This is a genomic window from Planotetraspora sp. GP83 (genome assembly GCF_041262585.1).
GTDB lineage: Bacteria > Actinomycetota > Actinomycetes > Streptosporangiales > Streptosporangiaceae > JAOEGB01.
In genome coordinates, this window is record NZ_JBGCBZ010000004.1 from 11,390 (window position 1) to 26,870 (window position 15,481).

Annotated in this window: 10 protein-coding genes and 1 pseudogene; 3 read left to right on the top strand and 8 right to left on the bottom strand. The window is 68.4% G+C overall.

The genetic code is table 11. The features are described from left to right. Position 1: 1 nt before the first annotated feature. From ABH927_RS06755 to sigJ, 6 genes are all read right to left on the bottom strand, one after another. Positions 2-3,112 (bottom strand): BTAD domain-containing putative transcriptional regulator, encoded by a 3,111-nt coding sequence (locus ABH927_RS06755; RefSeq protein WP_370019082.1) that lies wholly within the window; start codon positions 3,110-3,112, stop codon positions 2-4. A 473-nt stretch (positions 3,113-3,585) separates the two neighbouring features. Then, positions 3,586-4,056 (bottom strand): SRPBCC family protein, encoded by a 471-nt coding sequence (locus tag ABH927_RS06760; RefSeq protein ID WP_370019084.1) that lies wholly within the window; start codon positions 4,054-4,056, stop codon positions 3,586-3,588. A gap of 690 nt (positions 4,057-4,746) precedes the next feature. Beyond that, positions 4,747-5,973, bottom strand: coding sequence for an MFS transporter (locus ABH927_RS06765; RefSeq protein ID WP_370019086.1), 1,227 nt, complete (start codon positions 5,971-5,973; stop codon positions 4,747-4,749). Positions 5,974-6,602: 629 nt separating this feature from the next. After that, entirely contained in the window at positions 6,603-7,520 is a 918-nt protein-coding gene (locus ABH927_RS06770) for a MerR family transcriptional regulator (protein ID WP_370019088.1), read from the bottom strand. A 425-nt stretch (positions 7,521-7,945) separates the two neighbouring features. Beyond that, positions 7,946-9,142 carry an NAD(P)/FAD-dependent oxidoreductase gene (locus tag ABH927_RS06775; RefSeq protein ID WP_370019090.1) on the bottom strand — a complete coding sequence of 399 codons (1,197 nt, stop codon included), beginning with the start codon at positions 9,140-9,142 and terminating at the stop codon, positions 7,946-7,948. Between the two features lie 93 nt (positions 9,143-9,235). Next, positions 9,236-10,180 carry an RNA polymerase sigma factor SigJ gene (gene sigJ / locus ABH927_RS06780; RefSeq protein ID WP_370019092.1) on the bottom strand — a complete coding sequence of 315 codons (945 nt, stop codon included), beginning with the start codon at positions 10,178-10,180 and terminating at the stop codon, positions 9,236-9,238. A gap of 864 nt (positions 10,181-11,044) precedes the next feature. Between sigJ and ABH927_RS06785 the strand changes: the two genes are divergently transcribed. The 3 genes and pseudogenes from ABH927_RS06785 to ABH927_RS06795 all read left to right on the top strand — a co-directional run bounded on the left by ABH927_RS06785 (position 11,045) and on the right by ABH927_RS06795 (position 13,968). Then, positions 11,045-12,076 carry a GlxA family transcriptional regulator gene (locus tag ABH927_RS06785; protein WP_370019094.1) on the top strand — a complete coding sequence of 344 codons (1,032 nt, stop codon included), beginning with the start codon at positions 11,045-11,047 and terminating at the stop codon, positions 12,074-12,076. A 26-nt stretch (positions 12,077-12,102) separates the two neighbouring features. After that, positions 12,103-12,272, top strand: a pseudogene (locus ABH927_RS06790) (IS5/IS1182 family transposase); the annotation flags it as partial. Positions 12,273-12,507: 235 nt separating this feature from the next. Continuing rightward, positions 12,508-13,968 carry an MFS transporter gene (locus ABH927_RS06795; RefSeq protein WP_370019096.1) on the top strand — a complete coding sequence of 487 codons (1,461 nt, stop codon included), beginning with the start codon at positions 12,508-12,510 and terminating at the stop codon, positions 13,966-13,968. 96 nt (positions 13,969-14,064) lie between these two features. On the opposite strand, the gene ABH927_RS06800 is transcribed toward ABH927_RS06795, so the two are convergent. Both ABH927_RS06800 and ABH927_RS06805 read right to left on the bottom strand, forming a co-directional pair. Continuing rightward, the gene (locus ABH927_RS06800) at positions 14,065-14,361 is read right to left on the bottom strand and encodes a hypothetical protein (RefSeq protein ID WP_370019098.1); all 297 of its coding nucleotides are present in this window, start codon (positions 14,359-14,361) and stop codon (positions 14,065-14,067) included. Between the two features lie 310 nt (positions 14,362-14,671). Continuing rightward, on the bottom strand, positions 14,672-15,385 hold the full coding sequence (locus ABH927_RS06805) for a TetR/AcrR family transcriptional regulator (protein WP_370019100.1): 714 nt from the start codon (positions 15,383-15,385) through the stop codon (positions 14,672-14,674). Positions 15,386-15,481: the final 96 nt, after the last annotated feature.

Here is a 15,481-nt window from a genome sequence, read left to right on the forward strand (position 1 = left end):
GTCAGACCACCCGCTCCAGGACGGTACGGGCCTCGGCCAGCAGGTCGAGGCCGCGTCGTTCGCCGTATTCGGCCTCGATCCGGGATATGACGCCAGGGGCGATCCGTTCGGCGTGCGCGGACAGCACCGACCACTGCATCGTCGGGGTGAACCGGTTGTAGGCGAACCGGTCGGCGAGCACGAGCAGCCGGACCCCCTCCTCGGCGGGCAGCGCTCCCTTAAGCAGGCCCCAGATGCCCAGTCCGGCGAGCACCATCCCCATCACCGGGTAGTCCCTGAACGTGTGGTCCGGGTCAAACATGATCAGGACCTTGGTCCGCAGCGACTCGAAGAGGTCCCCGCCGTCGTCGCCCTCGCCGTACTGCGCGAACGCGGAGAGCGCGATGACTTCGCCCAGGAGGGCCCACGGTGTGAAACCGTCCGGCGTGCCCGGGATGTGCAGGTTCCGGAGCACCTCGGCGGTCTCGCGGTGCCGCCGCAGTCCCTCGGCGATGTCGCCGTCAACGAGGGTCAGCTGGGCTCTGCCTGTGGCGACCGACAGGACCTCGCCGTAGGTGCCCCGGGAAGCGAGCGCCTCCAGGTCGTCGATCATTCGTGCGGCCTCGTCGCGGCGCCCCTCAGTGAGCGCCGCCATGGCGAGGGCGGCGCGGATCTGGATGGCGTCATCCACCGCCCCGAGGCGTTCGAGTACCGGGAGCGCCTCGGTGGCATGTCTGGAGGCCGACGCGGACTCACCGAGGTGCGCGTACAGGCCGGCCAGCTGGGTGTGCAGCACCGCCCGGCGCCAGGGACCGCCGTCGTCATCGACGAACTGGAGGGCGGCCCGGGCCGCTTCGATCGCGCCGGCCGGGTCGCCGGCGTTCTCCCGGCCGTGGCTCAGCCAGTGCAGCGCGATCTGGCGGATCATGGGGTCGGGATCGGCGATCAGCGTGTCGAAGCCGTTCTCGGGGTCCGACACCACGGTGAGCAGCACGGTCACCAGCGCCCGGACGCCCGGGTTCGCCGAGTCGGCGCCCAGCGCGGACAGCATCCGTGCCAGTCCCCCGATCTCTTCGGAGGAGACGATGACGGTGTTGAACAGCGCCATGCTCAGGGCCACCCGGGTCCGGTCGAGGAGCCGGGACGGCGGCGTCCAGCCGGTCAACGCGGCGGCGACGACCGGGGTGAGGACGATGCCGCGCGGATGGTCTCCGCAAATCATCCAGTAGCCGCCCAGAGTGGAGAACAGCACCACCACCGCTTCCGGGTCGGGGTCGGCGAGGGCCTCGCGCAGGATGTCGGCGAGGTTCGTCTCCTCCGAACGCAGCCGGTCCATCGCGTCGACCTGCTCCGGCGAGTACAGCCGGACACCGTGCCGGTCGGCGTAACCGACGGCCCACGCGCGCACGGCGGCTCGCGCCTCGGCGGTCTCGCCGGCCGAGTCCAGCCGTACCCGGCCGAACTCGCGCACCGTCTCGAGCATGCGGTACCGGACGCCGTCGGCCGTCTCCATGACGGTGAGCAGGGACTGCTCCACGAGCTCCTCGATGTCGCCGAGAGCGTCGCCGCCGAGCACCTCCTCCGCCGCGTCGAGGGCGAAGCCGTCCGGGAAGGCCGAGAGGCGGCGCAGTGCCCGGCGTTCCCGCTCGCCGAGAAGGTTCCAGGACCAGTCGATCACCGCCAGCAGCGTCTGGTGCCGTGAGGGGGCGCTCCGATCGCCGCCGCGCAGCAGCGCGAACCTGTCGTCCAGCCGGCGGGCGATCTCGACCGGTGACATCACCCTCACCTTCGCGGCAGCCAGTTCAATCGCGAGCGGAAGGCCGTCCAGGCGGGCCACGACGGCGCGCACGTCCTCCCCGTCGAGGCGTACGCCGGGCCGGGCCGCGGTCGCGCGGTCGCGGAACAGCTCGACCGCGTCACCGGTTCCCAGCTGGGGCAGCGGGTAGACACGTTCGGCGGCGATCGCCAGCGGCGAGCGAGTCGTGCTGAGGACGCGCAGCTCCCGCGTGGTCGCGGCCAGATAGGCGACCAGGTCGGCGACCGCCTCCACCAGATGCTCGCAGTTGTCGAGCACCAGCAGCGTCGGGGCCAGGCCGAGCTGCTGGGCGATCCGGGCGCGGACGTCGGCGCGCTGCTGCGGGGTAAGCGTGCGACGTCCGGTCACCGAGTCGCGGACGCCGAGCGCCGACCCGACCTCGCCGACCAGGTCCTCGGCCGCGGTCACGCCGACCAGCTCGACGAAGTGCACCACCGGCTGCGGGGCCTCGCGGGCTACGGCATGGGCGAGCCGGGTCTTGCCGAGCCCGCCCGGGCCGAGGATCGAGACCACCCGGGACGTGGCGAGCAGCGCCCGCACCCGTCGGAGGTCGTCGTCGCGGCCGAGCAGCGGGGTCGTGTCGAACCGCACGCCGGTACGTACGGGGCTGTCGAGCGCCAGCAGCTCCTGGTGGACCCGCCGCAGCTCCGGGCTGACGTCGGCGCCGATCCGTTCACGCAGGTCCGAGCGGTAGCGCTCGAAGCGGTCCAGCGCGGCGCCCGTCCCGCGCACCGCCGCCTCGCTGCGCAGGAGGTCGGCGAGCAGCCCCTCGTCCTCCGGGGGGACGCGCACAGCCTCCTCGAGCTCGGGCAGGGCGGGGCCGTGGTCGCCGCTCCGGCTCCGGGTCCGGGCGAGCACGACCCGCGCGGACGCCAGATCGCGTTCCGCGCGACGGCGCACCTCGGCCAGCGGGCCGCCGCCCTCGGGGGGCAGCGCTCCGGCACCCAGCGTGAGCGCCTCCTCCGCCGCCGCAGCCGCCGCGGCCGGATCCTCGACGAGCAGCGCCCGCGCCAGGCCCGCCAGACCGTGCAGCCGACCGGCGTCGACCCGGTCGGGCGGAACCTCGAGCCGGTAGCCGCCCACTTCCGTGGCCAGTGCCTCCGCCCCCACGACCGACCTGGTCCGGGACACCAGGACCTGCAGCGCTTTCGCCGGATTGGCCGGCTCGTCGTCCCCCCACACCTCCGCGACGAGCCGGTCCGCGTTCACGGTGCGGCAGGCGAGCGCGAGGGCGGCGAGCAGCGCCTGAGCCCTCTCGCCGATCACTGGCTGCCCCCGCCACCGCACACCGTGGAGCAGACTCAGGTCGATCGGCATGGCCTAAGTCTAGGCTCCGCCAAGCCACCCGCCCGTTCCCGCCTGTGGCCCTGTTGATCACCAACCGGTCGGGCACGCAACGGGCACGCCCGTGCCAGCCGGAACTCTGGAGTTTGAAGCGGATGCGCTGCCGGTTGCCAAGCGCGGTGTCGACGGCGTGTGCGACAGTGACCCGAACGTGAATCCGGACGCCAAGCGGCACACCAACCTGCGGAACCTGTCAATTTGATCGAGGCGGTTGAGCTGGGCTAATTCTGTGTCGACTTCTCTGGCGCGTGGTGGTGTTCTGCCGCCGTGACGGGATCGGGCATCGCCCGGGATCCGGCGCAGCGGCGTGCTGTGGCTGGGCAGCAGCCCGAGAACCTCGGCCAGGCGAGCACCGGCCCGGCCCGCCAAGACCAACGCAATCGCGTCCAGCATCGCCGCGCGAGGCGGTCGCGCTGACGTTTCCGTCAACGGAGTAAAGTGGCGAATCATGACTCAGCCGGAGGAGCGGTTTCGGCAACCTGTTTGACGTGCTGGTTCCGGATTCGGATCAGTCTGGGCAGGTAGCGGCGAAGGGCCGCGACTTCAGCGATGGTCCCGAAAGGGCCAAGAGGCGCGGCGAAGTCGATGACGTCGCGCATCACCGTGCCGCCGTGCCCGTCGGATGGAAAGTGGTGAGCGTGGTGCCAGTACTTGAAAGGGCCGGACACCTGCTCATCGACGAAATACCCTGGCCGTTCATAAGCGCTGATCGCGCATGTCATCCGCCATAGGATGCCGAAGTGCCGTGCCTGCCAGGTGACGCTCTCACCTAGTCTCAGACCGCCAGCGGTCACTCCACCGACGGCCTCTTCGGACGATCCCGCCATCGAGGTGATATGGAGCCCCACGTCCAACGACAGGTCGAAGACCCGATCCGGCGGCGCAATGACATGCGTGAGGACCTCGAAACGCGGCATGCGCGAAGCCTAAGGCCGCGACACGTCAGTGGAATGCACAGGTTGTCTCACGCAATGTGGTCCAGGGCATCACGACTCCCGAGTTCTTCTCACCGCAGAGAAGCCTTCAGACCACTGAGGTGTACTCGGAGGCGACTTTGCGGATCTCCCTGTAGAAATCAGCGACGGCTTCTGATTGTCGCTGAGGACCTGGTGCGCCAGTGCTCCGACGACCACGTTCACCAACTCGTCGGCGACGTCCTTCCGTAGACAGCGGGCTGACGGTAACCGGCCAGCCAGCGGGTCAGGGCGGTGCCACGCGAACTGGCGCCTTCCACGCCAGCACGGCGCAGCACGCTGTGGCCACGGGCCCTCCAGCAGGTCGGCATAACCGCAGGCGGTGGTCAGGAAGGCACGAATGCCCAGCAGCACGTCCTGATGACGGCAGTGACGTGGACGTCGGTGTAAGTGTCCACTCCCCAAGGGTGATCTCCTCATCGGCGTGGAACTGAGCGGTAGTGCGGTCGGTAGCGACGGTCACGTGGGGGTCTCGTTCGGCAGGTGGGTGCAGGACTGCGCCTGCCGAAAATGCCATCCGCACAGGTCATCTGGCCCACGATCAAGACCTGGGACACAGCACGCCTGGCTGCAGATGCTTGCTGGACCTAGCCGAGCGGAACATCACCAAGGCGCTCGCGGTCGTCTGACGGCTCAGTCGTCGTGGGCGATGAGCATGAGCTGCCGCCACAGCAGCACGACGAACACCGCTGAACCAGCGAAGGCGAACCAGAAGGGCGCCGCGACACCGAAGCGGGTGGCCAGGACACCGCCGATCAACGAGCCGACCACCAGACCGGCGTAGACGCAGACGGTGTTGACGCTGCCCACCCGGCCTTGGAGGTCGCGCGGGACCGCGCGCTGGCGGACGGTGACCGAGGTCGTGCCCCATATGAACGCGTGCGCGCCGAAGGCCAGGAAGATGCCCCCGGCGACCCACGGCGAATGAGCCAGCGCCAGGCCCAGGTGGGTGAACGTTTCGATGATGAGTCCGATCCGCATCAGGGCGCCGAGGCTCACCCTGCGGGTGATGGCCCCGTACAGGCCGGTGCCGATCAAGCCGCCGATCCCGCCGATGGTGGTCATCAGACCGAAGCCCAGGGCACCGAGGCCGAGCTGCTCCTGGGTGTAGAGGACGAGAACCGACCAGGCCGCGCCGAACGTGAAGTTGAAGATCAGGATTGTGAGCGCCAGCGTGCGGACCGCCGCGTGCTGGATGGTCCAGCTGAACCCAGCGATCAGTTCCCGTACGGTGTTAGCCATGGGATCGTCGGCCTGTCGGCCGTGCGGCGGCAACGTGATCCGGGAGACCAGAACGATCCCCGCCACCACCAGGAGCAGCTGGCCCGCGAACGGCCAGATCAAGCCCAGGCCGAACAGTCCCGCGCCGATCGGCGGCCCGGCGAGCTGATTGAGCGTGATGAATCCCGTGCCCAGGCGGGCGTTGGCGATGACGAGATCGTCCTTGCTGACCATCATGGGCGTCAGCGTGGCCGTAGCGTTGTCGGCGAACACCTCGGCGATGGACCGGAGCGTGAGCGCCACCAGCGCCGTCGCCACGGTCACTGTGCCGGTCACCATGAGCGCGACGAGCGCCGCCAGCACCACGGCCCGCACCGCGTTCGCGACGAGCACGATCCTGCGCCGGTTGTACCGATCCGACAGCACGCCCGCATACAGGCTGAACAGCAGCGGCGGCGCCCAGCCCACCAGGGCAGACAGCGAAATCATCAGCGGGTCGCGGGTCAACGTCGCGATCAGCAGTGGGCCCGCGGCGGCCGCGACCCCGTCACCGAGATTTGTCAGCCAGCTCGAGGCCAGCAACCACCGGAATCCTGTCCCCAGCCGGGCAGGCAGGACTCGCTCCACCACTGTGATCACGAGCGCAAAACCATACGTTTTGAGGGAAACTACGGCAACGCGTTTTCGCGTCTACGCGCTATGGGGTGAGGAGGGTCGCTGGGACCGCGGCCTGCACGTCGACCTGCTCGGCACAGCCCTGGTCCTCGACGCGTTCGCCCACGTCGTCGCCCCCGGCGGGCCTGGAATCGTGATCGCCAGCCGGAGGCCCTGCCACGGCAGCGCCTGGCATCTGGCCGTGCTCGGCTGGATTCCACACGGACGGGCTGAGGTAGGAGCGGGACGTGCCGGCCGTGATGCTGCCAACGCCCGACCACACCGGGTTGGGCCGGAAGCAAGCGCTCGACAAGCTGGGCCCATACCACCTGTACTCGTGCACCATTCACCACGAGCCGGTCACCTTCGACGGGAGTGAGCGGGCCAAGCAAACGACGAAGCGGCCCCGCGCACCCCTCTCCAGAAAAGGTGCGCGGGGCCGCTTCGCTCCTGGCTTACCTGGCTACCCCGGTGGGTAGATCGCGGCCGGTTCCAGCAAGCGGCCCCTGGTTGTCGCATGCGCCAAGAAGTCCCAACAAAATGATCTTTGTCCGTACTGGTCAGGAGTGGGACGAAGCCCTCCCCTCGCGTCGGCCCAGCCCCGTAAGTCGGCGTCACATCAGATATACGCGCAGCGCGGCGATGAACCATTCGAAAGCAGAGACACTGGGCGGGAACGGCGGCCTGCCGTTGAGCACACCCATGAGCTGCCAGTACCGCTCCACCCGGTGGTCGGTGAACATCTCCACCGTGTCAGCCACCCGGGTACGGTCTCTGGCAGGCAGTCTCGGATCCACGATCTGGTCCAGGATCGCCCTGCCCTCGGCCGACTCGGGGCTGATACCCGCAGCCACCGCTCTCCCGGCGTGTTCAAGGACCAGCGCGGGGTCGTACGGCTGAGAACCGGATTCGGCGTCGGGCGTGGCGCCGGCCACCGCCATCTCACGTACCCGTTCCTGGAAACTGGCGTCACCCACGAGTTCGGCGAGCTCCAGCCAGGCCTCTACCTGTTCGGGGGTGGGATCGTCCGGCAGCTCTGCCGGGAGTTGGCGCATCGAGGTCGCGATGCGGGCCCCTGGCGCCTGCGGGTCGATGCCGTCGAACGTACGGTCGACGAAGTCGTCGATCATTCGCTGCCGTTCCTGAGCGGACAGGCGGGCCAACTTGTGCATGAGCATCATCTCCTCGGTCGTGCTTCCCTGGTAGGCGATCGACCGCAGCACTGCCCGGCGCAACTGGAGGGAGCGGATCTGGGTGTCCAGCGCCCGCATATGTGCCCGCGCGACATCGGCCACCGTGCACTGCCTCGTCAGGACCTTCTGGACGGTGTCGAGGTCCAGCCCCAGCTCGCGTAGCGTTCGCACCAAGTCAAGCCGGGCTACCGCCTCCATGTCGTACAGGCGGTAGCCGCCCGCCGACCGGCACGTCGGCGGGATGACATCGATGTCGGACCAGAAGCGGATCGTACGCACCGACAAGCCCGTGCGGTCAGCGAGCTGTCCGATTGTGAGCAGTTGGTCGCGGTCGTTCACCACAACAGCATCAGCCCTCCAGTCGCTGGAGACTCAAGCCCATTTCCGGCAAGCCGCAGATCCTCGGGTTAGTGGCCATCGGTCGGCGCGAACCCCTGATGGTCACCGACACCAGGCCACGGTTCCGAAGAGGTTCGGCGCGAAACCGCACTGCGCCGGCCTGTCGTGATCGTTCCTGGACAGGAAGCGCAGGAGCGAGAAGATATTCGTCACCATGAGGTAGGCCAAGCGCAGCACCACGACCGATCATCATGCATTCACTAGCGCAGCACTCGAGACACTCGCCCGGACGAGATCGCCCATCATTCCTATGACCTGCACGGACGAATATTCGGCACCCGCGCCTCCACGCGGCGATCGTCGCCGCGTGGACCGACAGCGAAGCGGGCGCCCTCGCATCGAGGGCGCCCGCTTCGCTTCGTGGTCTACGCCAGCGCCTTGGCGGCCGAGCCCGCCGCGGCCCGCTCCCGCGTGACGCGGCGGCGCCGGGTCGGCAGCCCGAGCGTCGGGTTGACGACGCCCCAGGCGGCGCCCTTGCAGACCAGCTCCTTGTAAACGGCGGCGAGCCGTCCGGTCAGGACCGCCTGCACGGCGCGGTCGTCGGCGGTGACGTACTGGATCAAGCCCTCCTTGCGGCCCAGTGAGATGCACTGGTTGAAGTAGCGGATCGGCGCGTTCGGGAGCTTCCCGCCGGTCAGGCGCGCCGCGATCGCGTCGGCGGCCCGCCACGCGGTCGGAGTCCCCGAGGCGCACGACATCCGCAGCGGCTTGTCCCCGGGGCCCATCACCCTGGCCGCGTCGCCGACGGCGTACACGTCCGGGTGCGAGACCGAGCGCATGGTCGCGTCGACCACGATCTGGCCGGTGCCAGTGCCCTCCAGGGCGGTCGCCTTCGCGATCGGGTGGACCGCGAAGCCGGTGGTCCACACGGTGACCGCGGCCGGGATGGCCTTGCCGTCGGCGGTGGCGACGCGGTCGGCTTCGACGCCGGTGACGGCGGCGTGCTCGTGCACGGTGATCCCGAGCTTGCCGAAGACCGTCCACAGGTGCTCGCGGCCCTTAGGCGAGAGCCAGTCGCCGAGGCCGCCGCGGGCGGCGAGGGCGACGTCGAGGTCCGGGTGGGCCTCAGCGATCTCGGTCGCGGCCTCCAGGCCGGTGAGGCCGCCGCCGACGACGACCACGGTCTGCCCGGCGTCGAGGCGGGCCAGGCGCTCGCGCAGCCGGAGTGCTCCGGGGCGGCCGGCGATCTCATAGGCGTGCTCGGCGGTCCCGGGGACGCCTTGGGCGTTCCAGCCGCTGCCGAGGGCGTAGACGAGCGTGTCGTAGGCGAGTTCTTCGGCGCCGTTCGCGTCGATGACGGCGACGGTCTTGCGGTCGACGTCGACGCCGGTGACCTTCGCGAGCCTCGGTTCGACGCCGGTGCCCGCGAACATCTCGCTGAGTGGCCGGGGCTTGAGGTCCTGGCCGGCCGCCAGCTGGTGCATGCGGACACGTTCGACGAAGTCGGGCTCGGCGTTGACGAGGGTGATGGCGACGTCCTCGCGGCGGAGCCGCTTGGCGAGGCGGCCGGCGGCGATGGCTCCGGTGTATCCGGCTCCGAGGACGATGATGCGGTGCCGCATTTCCTTGCTCCTGTCTGGCGCGGGTTTGCCACTTGAACCGGGCGGCACGCCGTTTCCTGACAGGAACGCGATGTGAAGCACCTCACATGGCGGCTAGAAGGCCTTGAACAGGGGCTCCCCGTGGTCGGTGGCCGCCCAGTGCGCGGTCGCGCGTTCGAGCTTGTCGGGGTTGACCTGGTTGCGGAACGCGGCGATGCCCTCGGCGGTGACCTCCAGGCACATGACACCGACGACTCGGCCGTCCACGACGGCCACGACGGCGGGGTCGCCGTTGGCGGTCCAGGCGTAGACCTCGGGCGCGCCGCCGACCATGGCGCGCTTGGCCTCGCCGGGTTTGAACAGGCCCCACAGGAACTTCGCGACCGCGACGGCGCCCTCGAACGCCTTGGCGCGGGCCGGGACCTTCCCGCCGCCGTCGCCGATCGAGATGGCGTCCTCGGTTAGCAGGCGCACGAGCGGCTCGATCTGGCCGCTGGTGGCGGCCGCCAGGAACTCCTCGACGATCCGCCGGGCGGCGGCCTCGTCGATCTCGGTGCGGGCCTTGCCGTCCGCGACGTGCATCTTGGCGCGGTGGAAGATCTGCTGACTGGCGGCCTCGGTGATATCGAGGATCTCGGCGATCTCCCGGTGCGGGTAGTCGAAGGCCTCCCGCAGCACGTACACCGCCCGCTCCTTGGGGGGGAGGCGCTCCATGAGGGTGAGGACCGCGTACGAGACCGATTCGCGCTGCTCCGCGGTGTCGGCCGGGCCGAGCATCGGGTCTCCGGCGAGCAGCGGCTCGGGAAGCCATTGGCCCACGTAGGTCTCGCGGCGCGCCCGCGCGGAGGTGAGCTGGTTGAGGCACAGGTTGGTGAGGACCTTCGTCAGCCAGGCCTCGGGGACCTCGAGGCGGTCGACGTCGGCGGCCTGCCAGCGCAGGAACGTCTCCTGCACGGCGTCCTCGGCCTCCCCGGCGGAGCCGAGGAGGCGGTAGGCCATGGCCTCCAGGCGCGGCCTGGAGGCCTCGAACCGGTCGACGTCGTTCGCGGTCAGGGGCATGGCCCGATGCTAGCCCGCGCGGCGCGAATCGGCCGCCGCCAGCTCTTGAGTCGTGCTACTTCTCCCCTGCCACCGATCTCAACGTGGGTATCGCCACGTCAATAGGGATCAATTACTGTGAAGCTGTCGTTGCCGCACAACGCGAAATTATCGGGCAAGCCAATAGTGCCGGGCTTGGGTTGCCTGATAACCCAGCCCGCTTCTTCGCGATCGGCTGGGCAGGAGTGGCTTCACGCCACTCCTGATGAACGGACTGGGAGGTTTTACCTCCCAGTTGGGAGTTGGCCGGTCGTGGTATTGGCGTTGGTGACAGGCGCATGATGGGCACCGGGAAGTCCGGTGAACGGGCTGCGGCGTCGGCCCTGATCCGCTTTCTGACCTGTCTTAAGCTCTCGCGAACCGGGGCTTCAACGAGTTGGCCAGGGCCTTTGGGCAGGGTGTGCGGCCCGCAGCAGAGGCGGTCGGACGGCGCGTCTGCCGCAGGCTGGCACTCGGCAGTGCGGGCTGGTTCGGCGGGGCCGACACCTCATGAGGGAGTCCCACCACACATCCCTCGTCGCGTAGGAGTTCGCTATGGACGGGACGTTCGTCATCCACCGGCGTCGGCAGGCCGGGCGGCGTTTTCGCGCAGGAGGGGTCGGCCACTGGTGACCGCGTGATCGGTACGGCCGGCAAACCGGACTAGATAGCGGATTTCCAGGCTCTCGCCAGCGGAAGACTCCTGGAGGTCACCGACGGGGACGCCGTCATCGCGGTGGTCGGCGAAGTCGTGCAACGCACCGGCCCGTCGATGTGTTGTTCATCAGCGGCGGCGCGCTGATGAACCTGCCGTGGTCTACACCGCGTACGAACCGGAGGCATCCGATGAACCACAACCGTCCTGGAACGGGCACGCTCACCGTGACGGTGTTCGTCTTCCCCGGGGTACGGCTGCTCGATGTGACCGGTCCTATCGAGGTGTTCGCTACGGCGAACGAGTTCGGCGGGCGCTATCGGGTGCGGACCGCGTCCGAGGACGGGGCGGCGGTGATCACCTCCGCCGGGACCCGCATCAGCGCTGACCTTTCCGTCGATGATGTACGTGAGCCGTGCGACGTTTTGGTGATCCCGGGCGGTCCGGAATGGGAAACGCTGATCAAGGACGACGCGCTCTTGGATGTTGTCCGGCGACTGCATGGGAAGGCCCGTTGCATGGCATCGGTGTGCACGGGAGCGTTTCTGCTGGCAGCGGCCGGACTATTGGATGGGCGTCGCGCCGCGACGCACTGGCGGCACTCGCGGCAACTGGCCCTGCGTTTCCCGTCCGTGCGGGTCGAACCGGACGCGATCTTCGTGCGGGACGGGCGGATGATGACCTCGGCAGGTGTCAGCGCCGGCATCGACCTGTCCTTGGCGCTCGTCGAAGATCACTACGGTGCAGAGGTTGCTCGAGCGGTTGCCAAGGACATGGTCGTCTTTATGCAACGACCGGGGGGCCAGTCCCAGTTCAGCGTCCGCTCCCAGGTCCCGCACTCCCGCCGGGAGGTGCTCCGCCGAGTGCTGGACGAGGTCGCTGAGAACCCCGGGGCCAACCACACACTGTCGGCCATGGCACGCAGGGCAGGCGTCAGCGTCCGTCACGTGACCCGGCTCTTCAACGAAGAGGTGGGAACCACTCCGGCCCGGTATGTGGAGCAGGTCCGGTTGGAAGCTGCCCGGGTGCTGCTGGAGACGGGTGATGACTCCATGCCGGTGGTAGCGCGGCGTACAGGGTTCGGCTCACCTGAGTCGATGCGCAGAGCATTTGTGCGGCACCTGGGTGTGACGCCTGGTGCGTACCGGGCCAGTTTCCGCACGACCGGCGTGGGCACGAAGGATTCGGTGTCCGAAGCGGTCTCGCCGACCAGCTCAAGCTGATACCTCGCCGCGCGGCCGACCCATCCGCCTGGATGAACGGGTACGGCAAGCTGCGCCGTTGCACCGAAATCGACGCCACGGTTGTCGACTTCCACCTCTACCTGGCCGCAGCGTTCGTCACCGTCCGTCCATCCATCCAGCGAGCCAGGAAGCTCATCGCTGGGATAGCGGCCCGACGACTCGCCGCCTCAAATGATCCATCTGCCGGTCTCTCTTAGGGGACGCCGGATTGCGAGCCGCCCTTGCAACGAGCCCGCAGCGACGACCGAATGTGCGCCATCCCTGTCCTTAGCTGCGGCCAGGCACACGCGGCCCCTGCGAGTTGAACGTCTCAGTAAGTGTCCGTGGACCAGGCCGGCTTGCGACCTTGCCTCCTACGACGGCGTCTGAGGGGCACGGCGGCGGCCCGACCGAACAGAAGGCGATCAGTGATGACTTCGATCAGTCCCACTCCCGAAGCCGATCCGCGCAGGTGGCGCGCGCTCGGGATCATCTGCCTGGTGCAGGTGATGCTGCTACTTGATGTGACCGTGGTCAATGTCGCGCTTCCCCCCATCCAGCAGGATCTTGGCTTGACGACCACCGGCCTGGCATGGGTCGTCAACGGTTACACCGTCACCTACGGTGGACTACTGATGCTTGGCGGGCGTCTGGGTGATCTGCTGGGCCGCAGACGCCTCTTCCTGACCGGCTTGGCGATCTTCGCGCTGTCGTCGGCGAGCGCCGGAGTAGCCCAGCAAGCCGGTGTACTGATCGCCAGCCGCTTCGTGCAGGGCATCGGCGCGGCACTCGTCAGCCCGGCGGCCCTGTCCCTGGTAACGCTGCTGTTCACCCAGCGGCAGGAAAGGGCACGGGCCATGGCCATCTGGAGCGGCCTGGCCGGAGTTGGCGTGGCCCTGGGCGTCGTGCTCTCAGGCGTCCTGACCGCCCTCGCCTCCTGGCGCTGGATATTCTTCATCAACCTGCCCATCGCCACCTTCGCGTTTCTCGCCACCTTCAAGCTCGTCTCCGAAAGCCGGGCCACCAAGCGCGGCCGACCTGACGTCCTCGGCGCCATCCTGGTCACCTTCGGCCTGCTCCTGGTCGTGTTCGGCCTGCTGGAGAAGGACAACCACGCATGGCTCTCGTTCTTTGTCCTGGGCTGCGTGGGGATCGGTGTCGTCTGCTTGATCGGTTTCGTGCTGGTCGAGGCCCGAGTGGCCCAGCCCCTGGTGCCCCTCGCGTTCCTACGCTCACGCAATCGGAGCATCGCCAACGTCGTTCGCGTCTGCTACTACGTCGGCTTCGCCACCCTCTTCTTCTCACTGAGCCTGTATGTGCAGCACATACTGCATTTTTCCGCGCTGGCGACCGGATTCGCCTTTATACCGTTCGGCTTGGTCATTCTGTTCAGCGCCACCGTGATGGCACCGCGCCTCCTTCCCCGGTTCGGACTGCGGGTGCTGAACGGAGGAGGACTTGCGATCACCACGGTCGGCTACATTCTCCTTGCCGGGCTGAGCACCCACGGCACCTATGTGGCCGATGTGCTGCCCGGACTGATCCTCGTGCCACTAGGAGGCGGCCTGGTCCTCGTCGGATCCACCGTCGCCGGAGTGGACGGCGCCACAGGTGAGGACGCGGGCATCGCCACCAGCATGAACAATGCGTCCATGCAGATCGGCAGCGCCATCGGTCTGGCCGCCCTGGTCTCACTGGGCACCAGCCACGCCACCGTGCTGCAGCACGCAGGCGCCGACCCGATGACCGCTACCACGCACGGTTACGCCCTCAGCTTCACCATCGCCGCTGGTGTGACGGCCTTAGGCGCGTTGCTCGGCTTCGTCGGGATCCACCCGACGCTAGCCGAGGCCCAGACGGTACGGGCCAATGCCGGGCAGCGCGTGGCCTGACTCGCCGCCAGCGGCGAAAGCGCGAGTCTGCGGCCGCGGCAAGCCTGGCGGAATGACGCTGCCGGATCCTCTTGGACCTCTCGACGGGTCACACGCTCACATCAGCCCCATGGCCAGCACCAGCCACAGCATGGCGAAGCCCCACACCATAATCCCGCCCATCAGCGCGAACACCGCGGTGCCCCGCGCGTAGGGCGCAGGCAGCTCGCTCGGCGCCACCGCGGCCAGCGCGCCGAGCGCCGTCACCGACTGGCCCAACGCCCCCACCCCGATCCACACTGTAGGCACCGCCGTTCCAGTGGGTGCCTCATGGTGCACCAGGCGGCCGTAAATCATGGCCAGCCCCCGAACGCCGCGTCCGCCGCGAAGCGGTGCCGGGTGATAGCAATTCATTCGCCAAACCCTATGTTCGGGTTGAGGCCGCACTGTCGATCATGTCCTGATACAAGCGCTGCATGGCACGCATCGAGCGACCGCCATAGTGGGGCAACCCCAAAGAGCGGACGGTTGAATGACCTGGCCGTTTGTCCTTAACTCATGTGGCGCCGAGGCGTCGGGGCCGGCCTTCAGGCGGGCACAAAACCGGCGCAGCAGCGCCGTCTTGCCGATCCCGCGTCGCCCGTCACCAGCGCGACCCGGCCCTGAAGGAGTTCGGCGTTCGCCAGTCGATGGGCGCATCGGATCTGGGGCTTCACCCCGACCGTCACGTGCTGTCGCCGCGCCGGGCTTGGTCGGTGGACGTCCACCCTTGCTGCTGGAGCCTTTCGAACCCATCCAGGAGGAGGTCGAGCGCGAGCTCGAACTCGAACTGGTCGTCGCAGCCTGAACCGACGACCGACTCTTCGTCGTGGGACGCCGCGATGGCTATCTCCGCGACGTAGGGGTATTTCCCGGCCATCTCGCGGAGCATGACCGCCTGCGTTTCCGGGTCGACGCTTGGTGTGTTGCCGAACAGCTCCTGGGTGAACCCCAATATGCGGCTGCCCATGGCGTGCATCACATGGTGGGTGAGGTCGACGGAGAAGCCGCCGGTGCGGAACATGCCGATTACCGAGTCCATGTACTCCAGGACGACCGGCGTCGGAGTGACTCGTGACTCGATCACGCGGGAGGCCCAGGGGTGGCGGAGGAGCGCTCGTCGCGCCGAGAGGATCCGCTGGCGGACCGCGCTCTTCCAGTCGGCTCCGTGGACCGGGGGGTGGATCTCACCGACGATGACGTCGACCATTCCGTCGAGGAGCTGGTCCTTGTTGGCCACATGCTTGTAGAGCGCCATCGGCACGACGCCCAGTTCCTGAGCGAGCCTGCGCATGTTCAGTGACTCGATCCCGGCGTCGTCGGCAAGCGCCACCGCGGCGCGCAGCACGCGGTCTCTGCTGAGGGGGACCCGGCGCACGGCGTCGGCTTGCTGGACCATCTCGGCCACCTTCTCGTTCGAACAGTCGCTGGCTAATTTCTCCTCTTGACAAGTGTACGGCGTACACCTAGCTTTATCATGCGGTGTACGTAGTAC